This is a genomic window from Dictyoglomus thermophilum H-6-12 (assembly GCF_000020965.1).
Taxonomy (GTDB): domain Bacteria; phylum Dictyoglomota; class Dictyoglomia; order Dictyoglomales; family Dictyoglomaceae; genus Dictyoglomus; species Dictyoglomus thermophilum.
The window spans coordinates 1,483,843-1,508,842 of the sequence record NC_011297.1 but is presented as its reverse complement, the minus strand read 5'-3'; the positions used below and the strand labels follow the sequence as shown (position 1 = coordinate 1,508,842).

The 25,000-nt window shown below is 33.8% G+C and carries 24 protein-coding genes and 1 riboswitch; of the genes, 10 read left to right on the top strand and 14 right to left on the bottom strand.

What is annotated here, in order from left to right; genetic code table 11:
- Positions 1-25: 25 nt before the first annotated feature.
- The gene (locus DICTH_RS07575) at positions 26-1,006 is read left to right on the top strand and encodes an N-acetylglucosamine kinase (protein ID WP_012548360.1); all 981 of its coding nucleotides are present in this window, start codon (positions 26-28) and stop codon (positions 1,004-1,006) included.
- Here the strand turns inward: DICTH_RS07575 and DICTH_RS07570 are convergent.
- Positions 968-2,467, bottom strand: coding sequence for an alpha-amylase family glycosyl hydrolase (locus tag DICTH_RS07570; RefSeq protein ID WP_012547671.1), 1,500 nt, complete (start codon positions 2,465-2,467; stop codon positions 968-970). The genes DICTH_RS07575 and DICTH_RS07570 overlap by 39 nt on opposite strands.
- Before the next feature lie 292 nt (positions 2,468-2,759).
- On the opposite strand from DICTH_RS07570, the gene DICTH_RS07565 reads away from it, so the two are divergent.
- Positions 2,760-3,740 (top strand): radical SAM/SPASM domain-containing protein, encoded by a 981-nt coding sequence (locus tag DICTH_RS07565; RefSeq protein ID WP_081428035.1) that lies wholly within the window; start codon positions 2,760-2,762, stop codon positions 3,738-3,740.
- A 5-nt stretch (positions 3,741-3,745) separates the two neighbouring features.
- Entirely contained in the window at positions 3,746-4,162 is a 417-nt protein-coding gene (locus DICTH_RS07560; protein ID WP_012548595.1) for a M67 family metallopeptidase, read from the top strand.
- Here DICTH_RS07560 and DICTH_RS07555 read toward each other — a convergent pair.
- Genes DICTH_RS07555 through DICTH_RS07540 form a run of 4 tightly spaced genes read right to left on the bottom strand, consistent with a single transcriptional unit; the run spans position 4,136 to position 8,755 of the window.
- The gene (locus tag DICTH_RS07555) at positions 4,136-5,092 is read right to left on the bottom strand and encodes an ATP-binding protein (protein WP_012547008.1); all 957 of its coding nucleotides are present in this window, start codon (positions 5,090-5,092) and stop codon (positions 4,136-4,138) included. The genes DICTH_RS07560 and DICTH_RS07555 overlap by 27 nt on opposite strands.
- A complete protein-coding gene (locus tag DICTH_RS07550; RefSeq protein WP_012547650.1) occupies positions 5,093-5,290 on the bottom strand; it encodes a MoaD/ThiS family protein in 198 nt (65 codons plus the stop codon). It lies immediately after the preceding gene.
- Between the two features lie 24 nt (positions 5,291-5,314).
- A complete protein-coding gene (locus DICTH_RS07545) occupies positions 5,315-7,495 on the bottom strand; it encodes an alpha-galactosidase (protein WP_012548723.1) in 2,181 nt (726 codons plus the stop codon).
- A gap of 54 nt (positions 7,496-7,549) precedes the next feature.
- Positions 7,550-8,755, bottom strand: a complete 1,206-nt coding sequence (locus DICTH_RS07540) for a serpin family protein (RefSeq protein WP_012548383.1) — start codon at positions 8,753-8,755, stop codon at positions 7,550-7,552.
- 222 nt (positions 8,756-8,977) lie between these two features.
- Between DICTH_RS07540 and DICTH_RS07535 the strand changes: the two genes are divergently transcribed.
- The 5 genes from DICTH_RS07535 to DICTH_RS07515 all read left to right on the top strand — a co-directional run bounded on the left by DICTH_RS07535 (position 8,978) and on the right by DICTH_RS07515 (position 14,765).
- Positions 8,978-9,973, top strand: coding sequence for a sugar-binding protein (locus DICTH_RS07535; RefSeq protein WP_012547550.1), 996 nt, complete (start codon positions 8,978-8,980; stop codon positions 9,971-9,973).
- 79 nt (positions 9,974-10,052) lie between these two features.
- The gene (locus DICTH_RS07530; protein ID WP_012547171.1) at positions 10,053-11,561 is read left to right on the top strand and encodes a sugar ABC transporter ATP-binding protein; all 1,509 of its coding nucleotides are present in this window, start codon (positions 10,053-10,055) and stop codon (positions 11,559-11,561) included.
- 17 nt (positions 11,562-11,578) lie between these two features.
- Complete coding sequence (locus DICTH_RS07525) at positions 11,579-12,562, top strand: ABC transporter permease (RefSeq protein ID WP_012548251.1); 984 nt, start codon at positions 11,579-11,581, stop codon at positions 12,560-12,562.
- A gap of 35 nt (positions 12,563-12,597) precedes the next feature.
- Positions 12,598-13,995 carry a DUF4388 domain-containing protein gene (locus DICTH_RS07520; RefSeq protein WP_012547975.1) on the top strand — a complete coding sequence of 466 codons (1,398 nt, stop codon included), beginning with the start codon at positions 12,598-12,600 and terminating at the stop codon, positions 13,993-13,995.
- 11 nt (positions 13,996-14,006) lie between these two features.
- On the top strand, positions 14,007-14,765 hold the full coding sequence (locus tag DICTH_RS07515) for a metallophosphoesterase family protein (RefSeq protein WP_012548040.1): 759 nt from the start codon (positions 14,007-14,009) through the stop codon (positions 14,763-14,765).
- A gap of 54 nt (positions 14,766-14,819) precedes the next feature.
- Here the strand turns inward: DICTH_RS07515 and DICTH_RS10120 are convergent, their stop codons facing one another.
- The 9 genes from DICTH_RS10120 to DICTH_RS07470 form a co-directional block, all read right to left on the bottom strand.
- A complete protein-coding gene (locus DICTH_RS10120; RefSeq protein ID WP_012547514.1) occupies positions 14,820-15,458 on the bottom strand; it encodes a hypothetical protein in 639 nt (212 codons plus the stop codon).
- 122 nt (positions 15,459-15,580) lie between these two features.
- On the bottom strand, positions 15,581-16,372 hold the full coding sequence (gene thiD, locus DICTH_RS07505; protein ID WP_012548194.1) for a bifunctional hydroxymethylpyrimidine kinase/phosphomethylpyrimidine kinase: 792 nt from the start codon (positions 16,370-16,372) through the stop codon (positions 15,581-15,583).
- Positions 16,350-17,603: a phosphomethylpyrimidine synthase ThiC gene (thiC, locus tag DICTH_RS07500; protein WP_012547463.1), complete on the bottom strand. Its 1,254-nt coding sequence runs from the start codon at positions 17,601-17,603 to the stop codon at positions 16,350-16,352. Before thiC ends, thiD begins: the two co-directional genes overlap by 23 nt.
- Positions 17,584-18,255 carry a thiamine phosphate synthase gene (thiE, locus tag DICTH_RS07495; protein ID WP_012548529.1) on the bottom strand — a complete coding sequence of 224 codons (672 nt, stop codon included), beginning with the start codon at positions 18,253-18,255 and terminating at the stop codon, positions 17,584-17,586. Before thiE ends, thiC begins: the two co-directional genes overlap by 20 nt.
- Entirely contained in the window at positions 18,248-18,853 is a 606-nt protein-coding gene (thiF, locus tag DICTH_RS07490) for a sulfur carrier protein ThiS adenylyltransferase ThiF (protein ID WP_012547978.1), read from the bottom strand. The genes thiE and thiF overlap by 8 nt, the downstream gene beginning before the upstream one ends.
- Positions 18,853-19,959 (bottom strand): 2-iminoacetate synthase ThiH, encoded by a 1,107-nt coding sequence (gene thiH / locus DICTH_RS07485; protein WP_012548582.1) that lies wholly within the window; start codon positions 19,957-19,959, stop codon positions 18,853-18,855. Before thiH ends, thiF begins: the two co-directional genes overlap by 1 nt.
- A 4-nt stretch (positions 19,960-19,963) precedes the next feature.
- The gene (locus DICTH_RS07480; protein ID WP_012548236.1) at positions 19,964-20,737 is read right to left on the bottom strand and encodes a thiazole synthase; all 774 of its coding nucleotides are present in this window, start codon (positions 20,735-20,737) and stop codon (positions 19,964-19,966) included.
- Positions 20,738-20,742: 5 nt separating this feature from the next.
- Positions 20,743-20,931 carry a sulfur carrier protein ThiS gene (gene thiS, locus DICTH_RS07475; protein WP_012546940.1) on the bottom strand — a complete coding sequence of 63 codons (189 nt, stop codon included), beginning with the start codon at positions 20,929-20,931 and terminating at the stop codon, positions 20,743-20,745.
- Between the two features lie 56 nt (positions 20,932-20,987).
- Positions 20,988-21,107, bottom strand: a riboswitch (TPP riboswitch).
- Positions 21,108-21,150: 43 nt separating this feature from the next.
- Positions 21,151-22,098, bottom strand: coding sequence for a YbgA family protein (locus DICTH_RS07470; protein WP_012548550.1), 948 nt, complete (start codon positions 22,096-22,098; stop codon positions 21,151-21,153).
- Between the two features lie 62 nt (positions 22,099-22,160).
- Here DICTH_RS07470 and DICTH_RS07465 point away from each other — a divergent pair, with 62 nt between their 5' ends.
- Positions 22,161-23,096, top strand: coding sequence for a phosphotriesterase family protein (locus tag DICTH_RS07465; RefSeq protein ID WP_012547626.1), 936 nt, complete (start codon positions 22,161-22,163; stop codon positions 23,094-23,096).
- Positions 23,097-23,270: 174 nt separating this feature from the next.
- The gene (locus tag DICTH_RS07460) at positions 23,271-24,998 is read left to right on the top strand and encodes an ABC transporter ATP-binding protein (protein ID WP_012547588.1); all 1,728 of its coding nucleotides are present in this window, start codon (positions 23,271-23,273) and stop codon (positions 24,996-24,998) included.
- Positions 24,999-25,000: the final 2 nt, after the last annotated feature.

Genomic DNA, 25,000 nt, shown 5'->3' with positions numbered 1-25,000 from the left:
ATAATCTAATTAAGGAGGAAATAATATGAGGTATTTCCTTGGTGTAGATGCAGGAGGAACAAAAACTGAGGCGGTTATTTTGAATGAAAAGGGAGAGATCGTGGGGATTGGTAGATCTGGGCCGGGAAATTACGAAGGAATAGGTATTGAAGAGGCAAAGAAAAATTGGATTGATGCGATTGAAAAGGCAAAAGGTCCCCTTAAAAATATAGAATTTGATTTTGCTTGTTTTGGTCTTGCTGGAGCAGATTTTCCTGAAGATTTTGTTATGCTTGAAAAAGAGGTTGGAGATCTTAGTATAGCTAAGGAATTTGTAGTAGAGAATGATGCTCCTATTGCCCTTAGGGCTGGAAATAAGGAGTTTTGGGGTGTGATTATTGTTATGGGTACAGGCAACAATGGGTATGGAAGATCAAAGGACGGTAGATGGTATAGATATTTTGGAGAAGGATATATATTTGGGGACTGGGGTGGTGCTTCATCTATAGTGCAAGAGATGCTTTTTAGTGCTTTTAGGTCTTATGATGGTAGAGGAGAAAAAACAGTATTGGAAGAGATGGTTCTTAGTTTTTTTGGGGAAAAGGATTATATAAATCTTGCTAAAAGACTTTATTATAACTCTTCAGAGTATCATAGAGCCTTAGGTCTTGCTCCTTTGCTTTTTGAAGCTGTAAAGATGGGTGATAAGGTAGCTATAAGAATTGTAGAGAGAATTGTTGATGAGACTGTTATTTCAGCTTACAATCTTATGAAAAAATTAGATCTTTTAAACGAAGAAACTCCTGTAGTTATTGCAGGGAGTATTTATAAGGGTGCAGCATGGCTTCCAGAGTATATTCAGGCTAAATTGAGAGTTTATGCAGAAAGATGCAGGGTTGTTCCTTTAAAAATTCCACCTGCGGTTGGAGCAGCATTGATTGCTTATGAAAAAGGTGGCTATATTTTGACAGAAGATATGTGGAGTTATTTATGGGATTTTGACTATAACAGTGCTATAAGGTCCTAAGATTATTTTATTTTTTTCAGTTTTAGCGTTTCTAATATATAGTATGTCTTTTTCTTTTATCTCGTTGTTAAAGTTAAAGGTATTTTCAATCCTATTTAGATTGTGGACTACCATTATTTTTTCATCCTCTAATTCTAACTTATAGGCAAGTATAGATCTATCTTGAGTCTTTATTCTCTCTATTTTTCCATTAGATAAAGCTCTGCATTTGACTCTTATTTCTAAGAGTTTTTTATAGTGATTGTATATGCTATTTGGATCTTTTTCTTCGGTATCGAGGGCTATACCATTTCCTGGTAAGTTATATCGTGGAATAATCCAATAGGTTTGGTATTTAGATTTCATATCGTCAGTCCACTTAAACGGTTCTCTTATATATTCGTCAGGTTTTGATCCTTCCATTCCTATTTCTTCTCCGTAGTATATGAAAGGTATTCCCGGCAAAGTTAAGTAAATAGATCCTGCCAAAATACTTTTATCTATGCTTCCACCAAAGAATGTCCTAACTCTTACTTGATCGTGGTTTCTTAAAAATATGGCATCAGCAAAGTCTGTATTGTTTTCCCCAAAAAGTTCTCTTTCAAATTCGAGAAATTCTATAATTCCTAAGTCTTTTTGATTTGCTACTGAGTTCATTATTTTGTCAGAAAGAGGAAAATTAAAGTTTGAGGGTAATCCTTTATAGTATTCTGCTATCTTATACTCGTTATCCCAAACTTCACCAACAAGGTATACATCGGGTTTTATACTCTTTAAATATGAGTAAAATTCTTTCCACCACTGAATGTTTTTAGAGTCATCATCATAAATATGCTTTGCTGCGTCGAGTCTAAATCCGTCAACACCTTTTTCTATCCAAAATTTTGCAATTTTTTTGACCTCTTCTCTTACTTTTGGATTATCAAAGTTTAGATCGGGCATTTCTGACCAGAATAATGCATAGTAGTATCCTGTAGGTTTTTTATACCATAAATTAGAATTTTTTTCAGGTTTTTCAGTACTCCATATATAATAATCGCGATACGGAGAATTGTAAGAAGAGGCAGAAGAAACAAACCATGGATGCCTTGAAGAGGTGTGGTTTACTACCAAATCAAGAATTATTTTAATATTTTTTTCATGGGCTTTTCTTATTAGGTTTTCAAAGTCCTCCATGGTACCATAACCTGGATGGATATCATAATAGTCTGTGACATCATATCCATGATAACTCACTGAGGGGAAGATAGGCATTAGCCATAGAGCAGTAATATTTAGATTTTTAAAGTAATCTAATTTGTCTATAAGTCCATTTAAATCTCCTACTCTATCCCCGTCGCTATCTGCAAAAGATCTTACAAAGACTTCATAAAAAATCGCGTTTTTATACCATGGCTCATTATATCCATGAATATAAGTTAGAAAAGTAACTAAGATGAATATGAAAATAAGAGTTCTTTTGATAAAAAACTTTATCTTCATTTTTCACCTCCGTTAACATGTGTTAATAAATTTAAATTTTAGAAGCCCGGGTGGATAAAATCCAATTATCCCGGGCTTTTTTCCTACCCTACGCTTCTTGGTTAGAGTTTAACATAGATTTAATTTTTTTGTCAAACCTATTGGTATCGGTTACATTTTTGTTATTTGCATCATTATAATTCATGATGTTTAAAAATTCGATTTTTTAGCGTGATTTTAGAAGACTTTGACACAAAATTTTTATTAATAGTAAAATATACTTGCTGTAAAAATTTTGTGAAGGGAGGTTGATATATTCATTACCAATATCATTTGGATTCTTGACACAAAATGTAATTTAAGCTGTCCTCATTGCTATGTTCATAAAAGAAATTGGGAAGTAAAAATATCAAAAGAAAGAGCTCTAAGATTAATAGAGGAAGCAAAGGAATTGTCTATTAAGGGGATAGATTTTACTGGAGGAGAGCCTCTTTTAGTAAAGGAAGTGTTTGAGTATATAGAGAAGGCTCGTTCTTTGGGTCTTGAAGTCTCATTAAATTCTAATGCATTACTCCTTAATAAAGAAATAGCAAGGTTTTTAAAAGATAATGAGGTGTATCTCTACGTTTCTATAGATGGTTCTAATAAGGATGTATTTGAGAAAATGAGAGGTAAGGACAATTTTGATAGACTGCTTAATAGTATAGAGTTAATAAATAAATTTGAAATTCCTTTTTCTGTGATTTTTTCCATTTCTTCTTTAAATTATTTTGATGCAAGTAATATGGTAAGGTTTGCTAAGAATATTGGTGCAAGAGAGCTATGTATGATACCAGTGATTCCATCAGGTGAGGCAAAAAATACTAGAATTTATATAGGTTCTGATCTTTTGATAAGAACAATTAGAGAGGTTTCAGAAGAAGCTGAAAGAGAAAAGTATTCTGTGGTTCTGTGGTGTGTTCCTTTCATGAAGAGTATGAATTTTAATTATGTTGTTATAGATGAGTGTCATGTCCTTGATTACATAGATCTTGCTCCAACTGGCGATATTATGCTTTGTGATGTAATCGATATGCCTCTTTCTGAGATAAGAACAAAATCTCTTTTAGAGGCGTTAAAGGAGGTAGAACAGAATAAGCTTTATAATTTACTTAAAGAGAGAGATAAACTGTGCTTAGGATGTAATGTAGCAACGTTTTGCAAGGGTGGTTGCTACGCAAGAGCTTATATCCTAGAGAATGATATTAGCAAGCCCGATCCTTATTGTCCTAAGGTTTTATCTCCTTCAAGATAAAAGAAATGGAGATTCTCCTTCCTAAAGATATTTTTAAGATTCTGGTTGTCCATTCTATCCATGAGTATCCTTTTGAGGCTTGTGGGATTCTTGGGGGTGAGATGGGAGATAAAAATATCAATATTAAGAGTTATTTCATAACTAAGAATGTCGCTCCTAATCCTTATAGAGAATACTTGATCGACCCTTTAGAAGAGATTAAGATTTTTAGATATATGAATAAAGTAGGACAGAATTTTGTTGGAGTTTATCATTCTCATCCTGATGGAGATGAGTATCTATCAGATAAGGATAAAGAGGATATGCTCTCTAATATTTGTTATTTGATTTTCTCTGTGAGATTTAATAATCCTGTTATAAAACTTAAGGCTTATCTTAAAAAGAACGAGGATATATTAGACTTGCCCATTAGAATCTTTTAGTCTTAGTATAAACTCTTTCATGTTTAAAGGTTCTAAATTAGCTTTTGTTATTTGTCGGCAGAATCCACATATTTCTGATGTGGTAGGTTGTTCACAAATTTTGCAACTGTTTAGTTTTATTTCCCTTTTTTCAGGTATAAAGTAATTTTTGCCCTTTTCTAAAAAACCAAAATAAAATTGTTCTTTGGTTCCTGGAGAATCTTTTTCAAGGGTATTTAACATTCCCTTATACCTGAGAGATTGGGCATCGATAGACATAGGGCATTCATCAAGTATGTACTCAATCTTTTTCATAATACAATAGGCAGAAGTTTCGTATTCGGAAATCCTATATAAAGGTTTGACTTTTCTTGCAAATCCAGCTTCATCTTCAAAAAGTATTGGAGATTGAGCCTTAAGATAGTCTATTTGCCAGTGAAGAATATTTCCAAGGAGTATTGCAGATTCATCGTCAAGGTTGTGGCCTGTAGCAATTACCTTGTATTGTAGTTCTTTTGCTGTTAAATTCATGATATATCTCTTTATTACACCACAGGTGGAGCATGGAGGTTTTCTATTTTTATGAGCTATCTCCTTTATTCCTACGCCATAAATATCTTTAATTGAAACAACATGAAGTTTTAAGTTTCTACTTTCTGCAAATTTCTGTGCAACCTCTTTTGATTTCTCAGAGTATTCTGAAATTCCAAGATCAATATATAAACCATCGGAATTATATCCGAGGGAATTTAAGATATCCCATAAAGCAAGGCTATCTTTTCCTCCTGAGACTGCAACTAAAATTTTATCAGTTTTTTCAAACATTTTGTATTTCTTTATTGCTTTTTCTACTTGTCCATATATGTATTCTATAAAGTGTTCTTTACAGAAAGCAGTATTGTGCCTTCTTATGTAAATAGTTGCTTCATTATGACATTTTGTGCAACGCATTTATCTTCCTCCAGAAATTACTGGTATGATTTCTACCTCTTCGTTATTTTTTACTATTTTGTCCGGAGTTAAGATTTCCTCTCCTCTTACCACAAGGACTGTTTCTGGGTTTATATTCAAGATTTTTAATATTTCGCTTACTTTAAGATCTCCTTCCATCTCTTTGACTTCATTATTTCTACGTAATATTACTCTCATTTTATAGATGTTTTTCCCTCCTTTTTAGGATTTTTCCTTTAATATAAAGGCAAAAGAGTCAAAATCCCTCATTGGAGGTATATTTATGCCAATATTCATCAATTCATCTCCATAATATTCTTTGTCTGTGCCTTCTATTATATATTTTTTATTAGGATCTAAGCCGTCAAGTTTAAGTTTTTTGAAAGGAGGATTGGGCTCCGCTAATATATTTACATAAATTACAAAGGCCTCTCTTTTATCGGGTGTGACAAACATCCAAGAGGCTGAATTTTCTTCGAAAGGATTTATTAGGCGATATAAATCTCCTTCAAAAACAATATACCACACTCTTTTATACATTTCTATCTGCTCTTTCACTAATTCCTTTTCTTCAGGAGTTAATTTTGTTAGGTCCATCTCATAACCAAAGACACCTGACATAGCCACATACCCTCTTGTTTTTAGTGGGGTGATTCTTCCTACCTGATGGTTTGGTACTGCAGAAACATGAGCTCCCATGGTGGAAGCAGGATATACTATGCTTGTTCCCCATTGTATTTTTAGCCTCTCAATAGCATCGGTATTGTCACTGGTCCAAATCTGAGGCATATAATAGAGGATTCCAGGATCAAATCTTCCTCCCCCTCCCGAGCATCCTTCAAAAAGAATATATGGAAATTCTGTGGTTAATTCCTCTATCATTTCATAAAGGGCCAATACATATCTGTGAAATACCTCTTTTTGTCTTTCAGGGGGAAGAGCTAAAGAGCCCACCTCAGTTAATGGTCTATTCATGTCCCACTTAATATACTCGATAGGTGCACTTTTTATAATTTCTTTCATCATTCTCAATATTTCATCTCTTACTTCTTTTCTTGTTATATCAAGCACATACTGATTCCTGCACTGGGAAAGAGTTCTTCCTTTAATCTGTATACACCAATCAGGATGTTTACAATATAGCTCGCTGTCTGGTGAGACCATCTCAGGTTCAAACCATAAGCCAAATTTAAGTCCCATTTCTTTTAATTTATTTCCTAATCCTTCAAGGCCACTGGGTAATTTTCTTCTATCTACGTACCAATCTCCAAGAGAGCTGGTATCATCGTCTCTTCTTCCAAACCATCCGTCATCAAGTACGAAAAGCTCAATCCCAAGTTCTTTAGCCTCTTTGGCTAAGGAAAGAAGTTTTTCTTCGTTTATATTAAAATAGACCGCCTCCCATGTATTTACAAGGATAGGTCTTCTCTTGTCTCTATATACTCCTCTCACGAGTCTTTTCCTATATAATCTGTGATAGGTTCTAGACATTTCTCCTATACCCTGAGATGAGTAGACCATTACCACCTCTGGAGTTTGAAAGGTTTCTCCTTTGTCAAGGATCCATGTAAATTCAAAGGGGTTTATACCCATGGTTACTCTAGTAGTGTTAAATTGATCTACCTCTACGTTTGCTGCAAAGTTTCCACTATATACTAAGCTAAATCCATACACGTCTCCGTTCTTTTCGGTTGCATCTTTAGAAAGTAGCGCTATAAAGGGATTATGTTGATGAGAACTTTCTCCACGAGAACTTTCAATAATCTTTATTCCATGCATTAGGGGTACTCTTTCTACATATCTTTCTCTTGCCCAAGATCCCCAGAGATGAAGAAGATCAAAATTACAATGGTCAAAATCAACACATGTACTTAAGGCTCTCAAAATTTTTAGTTTCTGGTTACCTTCATTTATAAACTTAACACTCCTTGTGATCACATTGTAGTCGTTATAAGCAGTATAGAATAAGATTACTTTGAGGTTTATGAGCTCATCAATGAGTTCTAACTCCAGGGTTTCTGCTTCATCTTCTGTCTCTACATAGGTTGCTGGCAATCCCTCAAGTTTAGGTTTGCCTTTGTATATTCTATAATTATTAAAAACAAGCTGAGTTATTCGAGAACCGTCTTCTTGTTCGATTTGAAAGGCTGGGTGTCTGAAGTCAGAATTCCCATAGGATGGATATTCTAATAGCATCCTGTCAAAGGTAAAAGATTTGTCATTTGGATCTGGATTAGGTCCAAAAGGAGAGGTGATAAAAGCTTCTGAAAAATGGGAGTGATTTAATTTTTTGCCCCAGTAAAGATGTACAGGATATTTATTTTTAAAGATTTTTATTATATAGCTAGAGTCTCCTGCCATTAAATGAAAAATATTATTATCTCTATCGTATATGATAGGCATTCTATCACCTCAAAAAGTATTTTTTATTAATATTATCAAAAAATTATCAAAAATTTAAGGTTCTATAAACCTTCCCATAAAGAGAATTGTATTTGTAGGTTTGTGTATGATGAAGAAAAGGAATGGGTGATCCGCTTTAAAGATTTTTGGACCGAGGGAAATACTTTTCCCTGACATTATAACTGCTGTTGCTGCAGCTGCTTCTGTTCCTTCTTCATTAACCTCTATAAAGGATTGATGGATTACTTTACTTATATAAAGATCTCTGCTTCCAGTCATTCCTGAAAAATCAGCTAGCATATCATCAAAGGCATCAGACATTCCCAATTTTATTAAAGGCTCATTTAATATATATCTTTTTTCTATTTTAAACTTAGGAAAGTATACTTCGATTTTTTCCTTTGCCATATTAGTACTGATTTTATCTAACAAAGTATAATTCAAATTCTTTTCAAGCTTTGATAGAGTTCTTTCTTTAGGTAGAATTACTATCATTGAAAGTTCATCTCCTGAGTATGGAAGCTCGATGGCTTGTAAATCTTTGTCTTCATAGTAATTAAAATCATTAACTTGGTGCATCATAGGGACTTTTGAAGTCCTTTTCTCATCAACAAAGAATGGTATTTCTTTTGTTTCTTTTTTGTTAAAGGTATACTTCCACTTACCCTTAAAGTAAATGGCATTAACTAATACAAGTCTTGTTAAAGAGGTGAGATCTCCTTTTTGTATTAATTCCTTTATTTTTTGGTTGGTACGATCTTCTACCCATTTGTTTATTTCATTTCTTGCTTTTTCCCTATTAAGATCGTTTACGAAATCTACTAAATTGAACCCAGCAGAATAATATTTTTTAACAAGCTCAATGAAATCTTCTCTAAAAGGATAATTTATCTGTCCCCAAAGAGAGTTAGCAATGGCAAGTTGAAAATCATTTTTAGGAGCGTTGAATATAGAGTTCAGCTTTGAGAAGGCAGAGTGTAGTTCATTATCAGGTAAATTAAAATACAAAACCTCTGCCATTTGTTTCTTTGTGTTGCCATTTGCACCAGCATAGGTCATGGCAAGGGCTGAAGAAATGCTATAAGGGGAGATAAAAATGTTTCCATCTTCTTTTGCAGTTAGTATCTGGTAAAGGTCTAAGCCAAAGATGTTATTCCCTTTAGCTATTGTAAGTAGGTTATTATCTATACCTTCTGCAAAACTAAAGGAAATAATGATTAAAAGGAACGCTAAAATATAAATTCTAATTAGAAGTTTCATAGTACCCTCCTCTAAGAAGTTTTAATATTTTATTATAACATTAATTTTAGATTTTGTTTTAAATTTTAAATATTTTAGTTATTGTCAAGTTTTAGCAAGTGTTATATAATATCCCTATCTTGAGAAGGGAAGGGGTGATTGTAAAGGTTTAGGAAGATTAAAAAATGTTTAAAATTCTCTTTATTTATGAACCTTACTAATTAACTTATAGGGGGTGGGTTTATGAAAAAGTTTTTAATGATTTTCTTTATTGTTGTTATCTTCCTCTTAATGGCTACTACTGCTCAAACTCCTAAAAAACTTGTGTTTGCATGGATTCCTAAGGCTTTAAATAATCCAGTATTTGAGCTTGGTAGAGATGGAGCATTCAAGAGAGCTGAGGAGTTATCTAAGAAAGGTCCTTACAAGGTAGAAGTTCTATATGTGGCATCAGTAGCATCCGATGCTACTGAGCAGGCAAGAGTTGTGGAAGATGTGGTGGCAAGAAAGGTTGATGGTATAGCTATCTCTTGTAATGATCCTACAGCCTTGATAGATGTCATTAACAAAGCTGTGGAAGCAGGAATTCCTGTAATGACCTTTGATGCTGATTCTCCTAAGAGTAAGAGATTTACTTACCTTGGTGTTAATAACTATGAGGGTGGTAAATGGGCTGCGAAACTTCTTGTGAGAGCTATGGGTACTAGTGGAGATGTAGCACTTTTGACTGGAGTACCTGGAGCTCTTAATTTAGAAGAGAGAATGAGAGGATTTAAAGATGAGATTAAGAAATATCCAAAGATAAAAATTGTAACTACTGTAGCTTGTTATGACGACATTAATAGAGGAGTACAAGTAGTAGAAGAAACAATGCAAAAGTATCCAAAGCTTAGAGGTTGGTTCTTTGTAGGTCTTTGGCCTCTCCTTGCTGAGAGGGGATCTATGCCTCTTTGGGAAAAAGCTGCAAAAGCTAAAAAAGTATTTACTGTTGCCTTTGATACGTTACCTGTAGAGCTTCAGCTTCTCAAAGAAGGATATCTCTGTGGCTTAGTAGGACAAAAATATTGGGGTTGGGGTTATGATGCTATAGATATTCTTTACAGGAAAGTAGTTAATAATGAAAAATTCCCAGATTGGATTGATTCTGGAATGGATATTGTAACACAGAAGAATGTAGATGCAATGATTAGAGCATGGCTATTAAAAGATTTCAAGACTCCACTTCCACCTGCTTTCTAAACTGTAGTTAGCTTAAAGAATAGAGGGTACGGCGTAAAAATAAGCCGTACCCTCCTTTTAAATAAGGGGGTGAATAAGTTTGGAGCCAATTTTAAGAGTAGAGGGAATATCTAAGGTATTTCCAGGAGTTCAAGCTCTTGATAGAGTAGATTTTGAAGCATATGCGGGCGAGGTAATGGCACTTGTGGGAGAGAATGGAGCAGGCAAATCGACCCTTGTTAAAATTTTAAGTGGGGTTTACAAAAGAGACTCAGGCAGAATTTATTTTGAGGGTAAAAGGGTTGAAATACAGGATCCTTATCATGCTCAACTTATGGGAATTAGTACAATTCATCAAGAATTGATGGTTACTCCCAATCAGACTGTTGCTCAAAATATATTTCTTGGAAGAGAAATCAGGAGAAGAGGAATATTGGGAGTCTTAGGTTTTGTGGATAAAAGGGAGATGGAAAGGAGAGCAAAGGAACTTTTAGAAAGGGTAGGGGCTGACATTCCTCCTGATGAATTGGTTAAAAATTTATCGGTAGCTCAGAGACAACTTGTAGAAATAGCAAAAGCCTTATCCTTTAAGGCGAAGGTAATAATCATGGATGAGCCGACATCTGCTCTTGGTCCAGAGGAGGTAGAAAAACTTTTTGAAGTAATAAAACAGTTGAAAGAACAAGGTATTGCTATTGTTTTTATCTCTCATAGGTTGGAGGAAGTATTTAGGATTGCTGATAGAATAACAATTCTAAGAGATGGTAAATTGGTAGGATATATGTCCAGAGAGGAGGCTACTCCCGATAAGGTCATTTATCTTATGGTAAATAGGCCTATTGGAGATATGTTTAGGAAAGAAGAAGTGGTAAGGGGAGAACCAATTCTTGAAGTTAAAAACTTAAGTAGTGATGTAGTTAAGAATGTTAGTTTTACTCTTTATAAAGGAGAGATTCTTGGTATTGCTGGACTTGTAGGTTCTGGCAGAACAGAACTTGTAAGGCTAATCTTTGGTGCTGATCCTAAGAAATCTGGTGAAATATTAATTGAAGGTAAGAGAGTAGAGATAAATTCTCCTGAAGACGCTGTCAAATTGGGAATTGGTTTAGTTCCTGAGGATAGGCAAAATCAGGGATTAATATTAAAGATGTCTCTCCGGGAGAATATAGGTATAACTATTATAAAGAAGATACTGAAATTTCTTAATTTTGTTGATAAAATTAAACTCACAAGAATTTCTGAAGATTTTGTTAGGAGATTAAATATCAAAACTCCATCAGTATTTGAGAAAGTTCTTTATCTTTCTGGAGGAAATCAACAAAAGGTAGTTCTTTCAAAGTGGCTTGCCTCTGAGCCAAAGATACTTATCCTTGATGAGCCTACCCGAGGTATAGATGTGGGAGCAAAGGCTGAAATACATGCAATTATGAGTCAACTTGCCAAGTCTGGGATTTCTATAATTATGATATCTTCAGAGATGCCTGAAGTACTTGCCATGAGTGACAGAATTCTTGTCATGAATGAAGGGAAAATTGTGGCAGAGGTACCCAGGAGGGAAGCTACTCAAGAGAAGATTATGGCTTATGCTTCAGGAAATATAGTTAATTAATGAGGGGAGGATTGTAAATGAAAGAAGGGGTAAAAAGTAAAAGATTGATAAAGACGTCTAGAATTCAGGAGCTCGGAATTCTTGTCATATTATTTTTATTATCTCTATTTCTAAGTTTGACCACTGAGACTTTTTTGACTTCTACTAACATTTTTAATATTTTGCGCGCTTTTTCATGGATTGCTATTAGTGGTTTTGGAATATTGATGGTTATTATTACGGGAGGAATAGATCTTTCGGTTGGTTCAGTAATGGCTATGGCAGGTTTGATAACAGCTATGATGCTTAAGGCTAATTTTGGTGTATTTCTTTCTATTCTTGGTGGAATATTTATTGGAGGATTAATAGGCTTTATAAATGGTATATTGATAAGTAAAACTAATCTTCCGCCCTTTATTGCTACTCTTGGTACAATGAATATTGCGAGAGGCTTTTGCTATGGTGTAACGGGAGGATGGCCTGTTAGAGATTTACCGAAATCTTTCATTACTCTTGGGCAATATGACGTGCCTTTTTTAGGGGTAGGTATTCCTCTTCCCGTTATATTTATGATAGTGCTGGGTATAATTACATCGATCTTCCTTAATAGAACCTCTTGGGGATATAAAATATATGCTGTTGGAGGAAATGAACAGGCTGCAAGGCTTTCTGGTATCAATACTGGAAGAATAAAGGTACTGGTTTATACTCTTTGTGGAGCTCTTACAGCTATTGGTGGTATCCTAATGACTGCAAGATTAGGGGTAGCTGCTCCTACGGCAGCTTTGGGATATGAACTTGATGTTATAGCTGCTGCTGTTATAGGGGGAGCTTCACTTACTGGAGGTGAAGGAACTGTTCTTGGAGTTATTATTGGTGCGGCTATTATGCAAGTTTTAAGAACAGGAATGGTGTTATTAGGCTTTCCTGCTTACTGGCAACCCTCTGCTATAGGTGCAATAATCATACTTGCTATTATGTTTGACCAGTATAGAAAGAGAAGAATGGGATTAATAAGATAATTAAATATTAATAAATTTTTAGAAGGGGAAATATTATGGGGATAAGAGGAGATTTGCAGAGTATTCCTCTTTGGGAAGTACTTCAGACTCTTTCTATAGGGAAAAAAACAGGGAGACTTGAGATAGATACTGGGGTAAAGAAGGCAGAAATATTCTTTGAGAATGGAAAAATAGTAAATGTTAGAAGTGGTTTTATAGAAGGATATAATGCAATTTTAGGTCTTGCTTTGTGGGATAGGGGGGATTTTGTATTCTATCCTGATGAAAAGGCACAAAATAAAATTTTGAACTTGGATCCTTTAGAAATTATTGTCAATCTTTCTCAAAATCTTGACTTGATGAATTATTTGGGTGATTTTGTTTTACTTCCTGTTAGAATAGATGGTCTTGCATTAGAGGAAGAGGTGGTGTCCTCGTCTTTTGATGGTATTGCCAAAGTAAGAGATGTGGTAATGACCTCTCCTTTGGGAGAATTAAAAACTTTAGAGTTGCTTCGAAAGCTGATAGATGAAGAGAAGCTTATTAGAGTAGATGATGATGAAAGGGTATTTTGGGTATACATATTGTGGAGATTTTGGAGATTTTTGACTCAGGAAGATGGTAGAAAGTATCTAACCAATGAGAGAGCTTTAAGAAAAGATATCCAGACTTTCATATCTAAGATGGAGGAGGATATTTCAGGATTATTAGAGGATTTGATAAATTCTGAAAAAACATCGTGGCACTACTTTTATAGGCATTTGTTGAGAATGGGAGCTAACGAGATTGAAGTGTTTATAAGAAATGTATTTGATTTTTTAAACAAGTATGTAAAGAGTGAAATTGATAAGACAAAGTCTGAACAGTTCTCCACAGTATTAAAATCTGAAGGAAGTGATATATTTCTTCCCGTAGGCAGAGATTTAAAAACCGACGAGTTTATAATATCTTACCTATTTAATGGGGAAAGAACCCTAAGGCAAGTTTTTGATTACTCACCTTTTGAAAAAATCCATACACAAAATGTGATTACAACGTTAATAAATAATAATTGTTTGATAAATATTAAAACTGATTATAAGCTTGCTTTGATCCACTCTTTTTATATTTTCTGGAGTAATTTAACCAGAGAGTTAAAAGATAAAAGCTTAATTCGGGAGATCGAAAGAGTATGGAGCGAGTTTAAGGAGGGCTGTTTGCTTGATGTGAAATATTTATTCGGACATATAATCTTGGATAAAAAACCGAATTTTATATACTTTTATAAAGAAAAGGACAAGTATGGAGAGGATGAGATTAAGAGTTTCATAATTAGTAGCATGGAGGTAATATATAATACATTGGAGGGTAGATTGGGGAAAGATATTAAAGAAGAAATTCTTAGTAAAATTATAAGAGAAATAGAGGATAAAATTGGGAAAACAAAGGAGATATATACTAATTTAATAAGGTAAAGAGATAACAAATGAAGCAAATAAAGAAGTTAATAACCATAATTCTCTTAATCATAGGTCTGTGCTCTTTTGCTTATGGTTTTACTTTTGCAGTAATAGGAGATAGAGCAGGAAGGCCTGTGCCAGGGGTTTTTGAAAGAAATCTTTCTGAAATTCTAAAAAGGAAGCCTGATTTTATTATCCAGCTTGGAGACATATTAGTAGAGGGTACTGAGAAAGAATATAAATATATAGGCGAACTTTTAAGAAATGTTAATATACCCTTTTACATTGTTCCTGGAAATCATGATCTTTATAAGGATCCAAGGGGAGAAAAATTTCAAAAATTTACTGGTAGGCCTTTGTATTATTATTTTGATTATGAAAACGCAAGATTTATAATTTTAAATAATTCTTCGGGAATTCTTGGAAAAACTCAACTTGAATGGTTAACTAATGTACTTAAAGAGAACGATAAGAAGTATAAATTCGTCTTTATGCATCAACCAGTTATATCTCCAGGTTTATTTTTTCTGCTTCATAAAGCTGATCCTGTGGAATCAAAGATGCTAATGAAGTTATTTGAAGAGTATAAAGTAAATTATGTTTTTTCTGGACATATTCATATGTACTACAGAAAAGAAATTAATGGGGTAGTATATATTATTTCTGGTATTGGGGGAGCACGCCCTTATGTTTCGTCAGATCTAGATGAAGGAAAACCTCATTTTGTTTTGATGGAAGTTACCGATAAGGGAATAAAAGAGGAAGTAGTGAGATTAAACTGGTAAGAGCGAGGAGCTTATACCTAAAATTGTTAAGCTCCTCGCTCAATCTTAGCTGATTTAGTAATTAATTGAATCAAGCCAGTATGAGCCCTCTAAAGTTTCGCCTGCTGGAGTTTGTCCACCCATTTGAATTTTAACTCCAATTGCTTTTATTTTAGTTATGTCTAAGTTATTATCACTTCCGCCACCTGACCAGCTCCATCCAGGATTGTCAAAGTTTAGAGACACTTCTATCCATTTACCTACTTTGTCATCTGTTACTGAGATCCATGGACCTGCTCCATAGGACCAGTCATCATCTTTTGCAAAGATTTGTATACCATTGTTTGTTCCTTTTATGGCAGGGTCAATATACATATGAATTGTTAATGTTTTTCCTGTCATATCTACAGGATTAGCAAAATATACTTCCACGCCTGCTTTTTCTTGTGTTCCTTTAATTAGTTTTACATCTACCTTTAAACTACCACTCCCTTTATATGCTTTTGAGGTATCCTGTGATACATTTATTACTGCTGAACCATCATCTCCACTTGCTTGTTGCCACCCTTGAGTTTCATCTTCAAAGTTATATATTGCTGTGTCTTGCTCGGGCTGTGGTGGAGTTGGTGGTTTGGAGGGAGCACAAGCAGTGCTGGATAAGATCAAAAAGAGAAAAGAAATGATTAATAGTGAGATTAACAAATTTTTTCTCATAAATTCTAAACCTCCCCCTTAAGAAAATTTACGGATAAATTATAACACAAGGAGTTCATAAATGTAAATAGTTTCAGATAAAAACTATTGTATAAACATTTTCTTTGCATTTTAGTTCTTTCTTATAAATTTATCACGTATTGTCCTTTTGAGATTTTTATAGCCCTTTTAATAAATTTGTTAAAATTGTTTTCTGTTTCATAAAATGCCTTCTCTATACTTAGATTTTGGGCAAGAAAAAAGGTAAGAATTGATGAAAAAAGGCATCCTGTTCCATGAATGTGCTTATTTTTCAAATATTCCTTTTTAAAGGATATAATCTTGTCTTCGGTATATAGCAAATCATATACTTCGTTTCCTATGGCTAAGTGTCCACCTTTTAGGATAATATTTTTGATATTAAATTTATCTCTAATTTTTAGTAAGGAAAACTCCATATCATCAAGGGACTTTATTTTTATTCCACTTAAAAATTCTGCCTCTGGTATATTAGGGGTTATAACACTGCAAAGGGATATAAGTTGAAGTAAGGAAGAAAAGGCATCCTTTTTCAGAAGCGGTTTACCTTTTGTGGGATTAATAACTGGATCAAGGATTATATTTTTGAGTTCGTATGTTATTATTAAATTTATTATTAAATCAATTATCTTTTTTGAATATAGTGCGCCTATTTTTACACCATCAAAGTAATCAACGTCCTTTATTAGGGCTTCAAAGGTTTTTAAAAAATATTTTGGGTTTATCTCATAGGTTTTGTAAACTTTTTGAGTGTTTTGAACAGTAAGACAGGTAGGAATACAAAAGGCATAACCTCCAAGATAATGGATTATCTTTGTGTCTAATAGTATTCCTGCACCGCCTGATGGATCAAATCCAGCTATGACTAATATCTTAGTTACTGTTTTTGATGGCACAAAGTTCACCACACATGGTACAAATGTTGTTAAGCTCTCCTCTGTACCTTTTAGCTTTTTCAGGATCTATAGATAGATTTATGATCTTTTCCCAATTTAAATCTCTTCTTGCTATAGAAATCTCTATATCTCTTTCTAAGGCTTTTTTAAAGCCTCTTGCTATATTTGCACTATGGGCTGCAATCTTGAAGGCAATAATTCCTTCTTTTACATCTTCCAGATCAGGCAATCTCAAATGTTCTGCTGGAGTAACGTAACATAGAAAGTCAGCTCCAGCAAGAGATGCAATCAATGCTCCCATGCTTCCGGATATATGATCATATCCTGCTGCTATATCTGTGGTAAGAGGTCCTAAAACATAGAGGGGAGCATCCTTACATATTTTCTTAATCATTTTAACAGTCCAGTATATTTCGTTGGCTCTTACATGACCAGGTCCTTCTATAATTACTTGTATGCCATATTCTCTTGCTTTTTCTGCAAGTTGGCTTACTATGTAGGTTTCTCTTATTTGTAGTTCTTCTCCTGCATCCTCTACGCATCCTGGTCTAAAAGCGTCTCCTATACTTATGGTTACATCATATTTTTTTAATATCTTAAGCACGTCATCAAAGTATTCAAAATATGGATTTTCAGCTTTATTTTCTTTCATCCATTTGTAGATCATAGATCCACCGCGAGATACGATGTTGAGTATACGGTTTTTAGTGCTTATCTTTTCAACGAGTTCTCTGTTTATTCCTGCATGTATGGTGACAAAATCAACTCCTGTTTCTACATGTTCCTCAAGGACTTCTAAAAAGTCTTTAGGTTTTGCTTTTGTAAAATCTTTAAATCTGCCAGAAAGATCATACACTGGTACACTTCCTACTATGAAAGAAAATTCTCTTATAAGTTTTTCTCTGAATCTTTGGGCAAAGGCGCCACAGGAAAGGTCCATAACTGATTCCACATTATATTTTTCACAAAGTTCGGCCTTCTTTAGCTCTTTATCAAAACTAGAATAATTTGCTGTTACTCCAATATTTGCGTTAATCTTTACGGTACAACCTTTTCCAATGGCATAATATTTTTCTCTTTTTCTTTTTTTATTTGCTGGAATAACTGTTTTTCCTTCGGATATATTTTGTAACAAGATCTCAAGGGATGGAATTTCTTCATTTTCAAAGGCAGATTTTATTTCTATGGATATTTCTTTGTTTTTGGCTTTTTCAAGCAAGGTTTTTTCCATTTTTATATCCCTCCAATATACGAATAATATTCTTTGTTTTCTCATAAATATCCTGAGAAGAAACTATTTCGGTTACCATTGCAATACACTTTGCTCCATGTTTTAGGACTTCGTAAATGTTAGATTCTTTTATGCCTCCAATGGCTACTATGGGAATATGGACGTGGTTTACAGCCCACTCAATTATCTCTAAGCCTATGGGAGGATGGGGTTTTTCCTTTGTATAGCTTGGGAAGATAGGACCAAGACCAATGTAGTCGGCTCCTTTTTGAAATGCTTCTATAACTTGTGTCTTTGTATGAGTGGTAAGACCTATAATAAATTCATCACCTAAATACTCTTTAGCAACTTCTATGGGATAGTCTTCTTGACCAATGTGTACTCCATCGGCTTCGACGATTTTAGCAAGGTCCAGATGGTCGTTTATTATGAGCAGGGCATTGTATTGAGCTGTTAATTCTCTTATTTTCTTTGCTTCTTGGTATTTTTCTCTCATAGTTTTTTTCTTTTCTCGGTATTGAATTATCCTAACACCTGCATTAAGAATTTCTCTTACCACATCGATATTTCTTCTACCTAAGGAGTAATCTTCACAAGTTAAACAGTACAAATTATAATCTTTAAATAAGCTTAGTTTTTCTCCTTTATTCATAAAGCACCATCCTCAATATTTCATCACACTGAAGACTTGATATGGCAATTACTTTAGGGGCATATGGTTTAAAAACCGAGTTGTCACTTTCAAAGTCTCCAATAATAGACACATTATTATTAATTCTTCTTATTTTTATCTTTTCAGAATTTCCATAGCCACACACTCCTGAGGCAGAAACTACTTTTTTATTAAGTTTTATAGCAGTGTTTAAAATGAGGGCTTTTGTCTGAGCGGAGTCTACTGCTTCCATGATGATATCTCCTTTATGCATAAAGCTCTCTATGTTTTCAGAGGTTATTCTTTCTACATACTCTTCAATGTAACAATCAGGGTTTATTTTTAATATGTTTTCCTTCAAGGCTTTTGCCTTAGGCATTCCTATTTGATTAAAAAAATAAGCTTGACGATTTAGGTTTGAAATCTCTACCTTATCATGATCTATGAGTATGAAATTTTTAAATCCTGTTCTGGTTAATGTGATGGCTCCATTTGAGCCAAGCCCACCACAGCCCATTATTACTATGCGGGTTTTTTGTATCTTATCAAGTTGTTCTTTGGTAAAATAGCTTAATAACATTTCTTCAAAAAAGTTCATTAATAAAGACCTCCTCTTATCCAATTTGTAAATTCTGGTCTATATCCTTTATTTTTTATTGCTTTAACAATTTCGTTTACACTTCTTTTATCATCAGTCTCAAACTGAGCGTTGGTATTTTCAATCTTGGAATATCCTCCTACAGTGGTTCTTGATCCTGCAGACATTTTAGTAACGCCATAGCCTATAATACTATCTCTAAACATACTGCTTTCTCTTGTGGATATAGTTATTCCTACGTGAGGTAAATATATTCTTGCACAGAGGATAAATCTTAAGAGAGATTTTTCGTTTACCTCATATTTAGGTTTGAAGCCTGTTTGGGGATCTCTAAATCTTGGGAAGGATATGTTAATTTCTGCCTTAGGATATTTTTTAGAGAGGTACTCTGCGTGAAGGATTGTTTTAAATACATCTTCCACAGGATCATGGAGTCCTAATAGTACTCCTACAGTTACCTCATAAACTCCCGCCTTTAGAGCTCTTTCTTGAGTATACAGTCTATATTCATAATCACTTTTTGGACCTATAGGATGAAGTTTTTTATAAGTTTCCTGATTGTATGTTTCTTGATACTGTACTACTCCTGTTAGTCCTTCTTTTACTAATATCTCATATTCCTCTTCTTCCATAGGGTAAACCTCTATGGAAATTTCAGAAAAATAATTTTTTGCAAGCTTTACTGCATCAAGTATGTACTCGAAAGGTGTATTTATTTTATCGCATCCCGTAAGAAGTAAAATACTATCAATATTCATTTCTTTGATTGCCTCATATTCTTTTACTATTTCTTGTTGATCAAGCTTCTTTCTAAAAATTTTATTTTTAGCTGAGAAACCACAATAATCACAAGGAGAAAAGCAGTAATTGGAAAGATAAAGAGGAGTAAAAAGAGTTATAGTCTTTCCAAAGTATCTCTCAGTAAGTTGCTTAGCTTTTTTAGCCATGAGTATAAGGTTTTCGTCAGAATTGTCCGTGAGAAGAATGATTAGTTCTTCCCTTGATATTTTAGCTTTCTCTAAGATTTTCTTTATATTAACCCCTTTATGTTCTAGATTATTAAGATTTTTCAAAATTTCATCTGCTTCTTTTAAGATTTCTAACATAATCTCACCTAATTCCTTTTATAAAATCTACTAATGGAGATGAAGCATCAGCATATTCTTTTTCTTGAGGAAGGCCAATTTCGTAAGCTAATCTTCCTGCTTTTACCGCTAAATCAAAAGCTTGTGCCATTTTAAAGGGATCATTTGATGTGGCTATAGCAGTATTTATGAGTACTGCATCAGCTCCTAATTCCATAGCTTTTGAGGCATGAGAGGGTTTTCCTATACCTGCATCAATTATTACAGGTAGAGATATTTCATCTATAATTGCTTTTAACAAGGTTTCACAGTCTATGCCTTTATTGCTTCCTATAGGAGAACCTAAAGGCATTACTGCAGAAACCCCTATTTCCTCTAATTTTTTTGCCACCACCAGGTCTGGTGATATGTAAGGAAATACTTTAAATCCTTCCTTAACAAGTATATCTGCTGCTTTTATAGTCTCTTCATTATCAGGTAATAGATATTTTAGTTCCCCTGATATCTCTATCTTTACCCAGTCAGAACCTGTCAGTTCTCTCCCTATTTCCGCAATTTTTACAGCTTCTTTGTGATTTCTTGCTCCAGAAGTATTTACCATTATTTTGGCAGTTTTGGGGAGGAAATCTAAAATAGAATATCCCTTACCACTTTCAGGATTTATTCTTCTTACTGCTACAGCAAACACTTCTATTTTGAGTTCCTCATGCATTTTAGGGATGATACTATAATCAGGTAATTTTCCTGTGCCTACAAATAAACGATTATTTACAACGGTGTTCGCAATAATCAAGCTCATGTTATTTAACCTCCTCCTACAAGGGAGACAATTTCTATATAATCTTCATCTTTTAACTTCATGTTTTCCCAGTTTTCCTTTTTTACAATCTCTCCGTTTACCAATACTACGATTTTCTCTGTGGGATAATTTAGAAAAAGAAGTAGGTCTTTTAGATTGCCTTTAAATTTTATTTCTCTATCGTTTACAAGCATGTTCTTCCCTCCTAATTAAACATAAAGGACCGCCCGGTTTATACCGAGCGGTCCTTTATTTTCCTTATGTTCTCTCCCTCCGCCGGCATTACCCGGGTCAGGTTCAAAGGGTCGAGACCGGGATTTTAGGTCTCCTCTCAGCCGAGCTTATCCCCTCAGCTCCCCTGGAAACCTATATTCAATTTTTAGTTTTAGAAATTATATCATAAAGATCGAGGTTTATTCAATATGTGTAAGTTCATCAGGATATGGATTTAGGTAGGTTTGATTTAAAAGGTACTGATCATCAAATCTATATGCCCAACTTTTTAAAATTTCAATAATTGGTCTTAAATTGATTTTTGCCTTTCTGTATAGATTGAGAAGATATAAAAAATGGTTTTTTTCTCCTTCTTTTAATTTTTTTGAAAAGTATCCATATATGTGGAAGATAACATTTGTATGGTTTCCTCTTTTAGGAATCACAGAAAGGGCCTCTCTGAAGAAAATGGTATATTTCTCTATTAATTCCTCAAAAGAGTATTTAGTTTGATTTGCCAATAGGTTTCCTAGCTCCTTTAGGTGTTTTTGGGAATAAGCCATAAGAAGATATTTATTATTCTGGTGAAATTCTATTAGGTCTCTTATTTTTGGGGGTCTTTCTTTTAGAATTCTCAAATCTGCCAATACAAATATTCTCGTCAAGAATCTTTCTCGAATTTCTGGATTTCTAAGTCTTCCCTCATCTTCTGCAGGAATATTGGGGAATTTTTCTAAAACTTTATGAGCAAAAAGACCTATTCCCTTAGAATGAAAGATTTTTCCTTCTTTATCTTTATAGATCATAGTATTTGATAAACCGCAAGAAGGTGATTTGCTTTTTAACAGAAAGCCATCTACCTCTGGAAGTTTACCTAAGAAATCTTCAGAAAAATCCAACATCTTATTGGTAAGGTCTAAGCCTGTTTTGGGCTGATAAACCTTTATTCTATTTTCTTCAACATATAATATTATTTTATCTCTTGGGACTCCAAGGCCTATAGAGATCTCAGGACATACAGTTATCACTTCGCAAAATTCTTTTAGCTTTAAGGCAAAGGCATCTCTTATTATGCCTCCATCATACCTCACAGGTTCTGAGGTAAGACAAGTGCTATATATTATTTTGGGTTTGTTAAACTTCCTCATATCTTATATTATATCTTTTTTTGTGAGAGAATATTTTAAAAAAAGAAATGAGGTGATCTATTATGATTATGACTGTAAGAGGGGCAGTAGATAGAAAAGAAATAGGGAAAAGTTTGGTACACGAGCATATTCTGGTGGATTTTTCCTCTGCTGAAGAACAGATAGTTATTGATGACAATTTAAGAAACGATATTGTGGAAGTTATGCTACCCTATTTAGTAGAAATCAAAGAATTGGGTTATAACAGCTTTTTTGAGTGCACTCCTAAATATGTGGGAAGAGATGTAAAGATTTTAAGAATATTATCAGAAAAAACCGGTTTGAATATTATAACAAATACAGGTTTTTATGGGGCAGGAGAGGATAAGCATGTTCCCAAAAAGTACCGGCAACTTTCTCCGGAAGATTTCGCAGAGATGTGGATTAATGAATGGAAAAATAGTATTGAAGATGGAATTAAACCTGGTTTTATTAAAACTGCTGTAAATCCTGGTCCTTTAAATGATATAGATGAAAAATTAATAAGAGCTTCTGCCTTTGCTCATCTTGAGACTGGACTTACAGTGGCGTGCCATACTGGAGAAAAGCAATGCGCTCTTGAAGTTGCAAAGATTTTTGAAGAAGAAAAAGTAGATCTTTCTGCTCTTATTATTGTCCATGCAGATGCTATTGAGGATTTTGATGTTCACCTTGAGTTATTAGATAGAGGGGCTTTTCTTGAATATGATTCCGTAGGAGGAAGGCCAATAGAATATCATTTAAATCTAATAGAGCGAGTTATAAAAGAAGGATTTATAGATAGGATTTTAATTTCTCATGATGCTGGTTGGTTTACAGTAGGAAAGCCTAAAGAATCTCAAAATATAAGGCCTTATACTGATATATCTTACAAGCTCATTCCTAAACTTGTAGAGAGAAATATTGGAGAGGATATTATTAATAGATTACTTGTAGACAATCCAGGTGAAGCCTTTGATATAAAGGTTAGAAGAAGGTAATTTTACAAATAGTAAATATTGTTTCTCGTGTTACAGTGGTTAATTTTTAATTGCATCAATTTTTTTGCTATTTTTGAAACTGTGATTTAAATTTTTAACTCTTATATTGACAAAAATTGAGTTTAAATTTTAAAATATTACAAGTAAAAATTAAAAATTTTAGAGGTGTGACGGATGAGAAAGGGATTTATTTATTCTATTTTAAGGAAAAATCTGTCTTTGTTATTGTCTATAATTCTTTTATCTCTTATGGTGGCATTTATTAATATTTATTTTAGAAATATGGAGAGATACCTGATAGATTTTGTTCTAGCAAAGAATCTGGAGGGCTTTAAGAGGGTTTTTCTTACAGTACTTTTAATCTCTATTGTAAGAATTTTTTTAGAGTATGTTAAGGCCTTTAACTTAGGAAAATTTGCCGAAAAATATATGAATGAGTTAAGGTTAGATATTGGTAAAAAGTTGACAAAAGTTAATTTAGAATTTATCGAAAAGAGGGCTACCGGAGATTTTATATCAAATCTTTCTAATGATCTATCTTTGATACAAAATTTTCTTAACTCTTCTTTAGGAGATATTTTTTACCAGCCTTTTGTGTTTATTTTTGGGGTAATTCTTGCCTTCCAGATAAGCTGGAAGTTGACTCTCTTTACTTTTGTCATAATCCCTATATGTATTTATCTTTCAATCATTATCTCAAAACCCGTGGAAAAGTATACAAAAAAACAGCAAGATGAGTATGGAAATGTGAACACTTTAGTTCAAGATACATTATCAGGGATAACAGTAATAAAAGCTTTTAATCTCAAGTCTGAAATGGTGAGTTTATTTGATGAAAAGATTAAAAGAGCATTCAAAGAGGGATTAAGATCTGCAAGCTTTGAAGTGATTCTTGATCCTATGAAAGAGATTATTTCTTTAAGTCCCTTTATAATGATGTTTCTATTTGGAGGAAGGTTAGTGATAAGTGGTGAGATAAGTGTTGGCGGAATAATATCTTTTATAGGATTAATCAATATTTTTATAGCACCCATGAATGTACTTCCTAACATTATAAACTCCTACCGAAAAGCTAAGGCAGCTTTAGAGAGAATTTGGGAAATATTGTCGGCAGAAGAGGAGAGAAGTGGAATTATCAATGAATACGATCCAGATTGTCCTTATGTTGTGGAGTTTGAGAATGTGAGTTTTTCTTATGATGGGGCTGATTACATTCTTAAAGATGTGTCTTTTAAGATTAAGAAAGAGGAGAAGGTGGCTATAGTAGGTGAAAGTGGTGGAGGTAAATCTACTATAGTAAAGCTTATTCTTGGACTTTATAAACCTACAAAAGGCCATATAAAGGTGTTGGGAATAGATCTTAATGAATGGAATCTTTCTTCTCTTAGAGGTAGGATATCTGTGGCAAATCAGGATGTTTATCTGTTTCCTGAGTCTGTAGAGGAGAATATAAGGTATGGAAACTACAATGTGGACAATAAAAAAATTGAGGAGGTTTCAAAGAAGGTTCTTGCTTATGATTTTATAATTTCTGACCTTGGAGGTTTTGATAAAGAGATAGGGGAAAGAGCTCTTAAGATTTCTGGAGGAGAGAGGCAGAGAATAGCCCTTGCGAGATTTCTATTAAAAGAAGCGGATATCTTTATTATGGATGAGGCTACCTCTGCTCTTGATTCGAATACAGAAGCTCAGATACAAGAGACTCTTTTTGAAAAGTTAAAAGACAAAACCCTAATTGTTATAGCGCATAGATATTCTTCTATAAAGTTTGTTGATAGGATTTTGGTTATAGAGGATGGCAAAATTGTAGAAGATGGAACTCATGAGTATTTGTTAAAGAAAAAGGGAGTTTATTATAAATTGTATTCAAAACAATTGGGAGAGGTTGAGTTGGGGGTATAGTC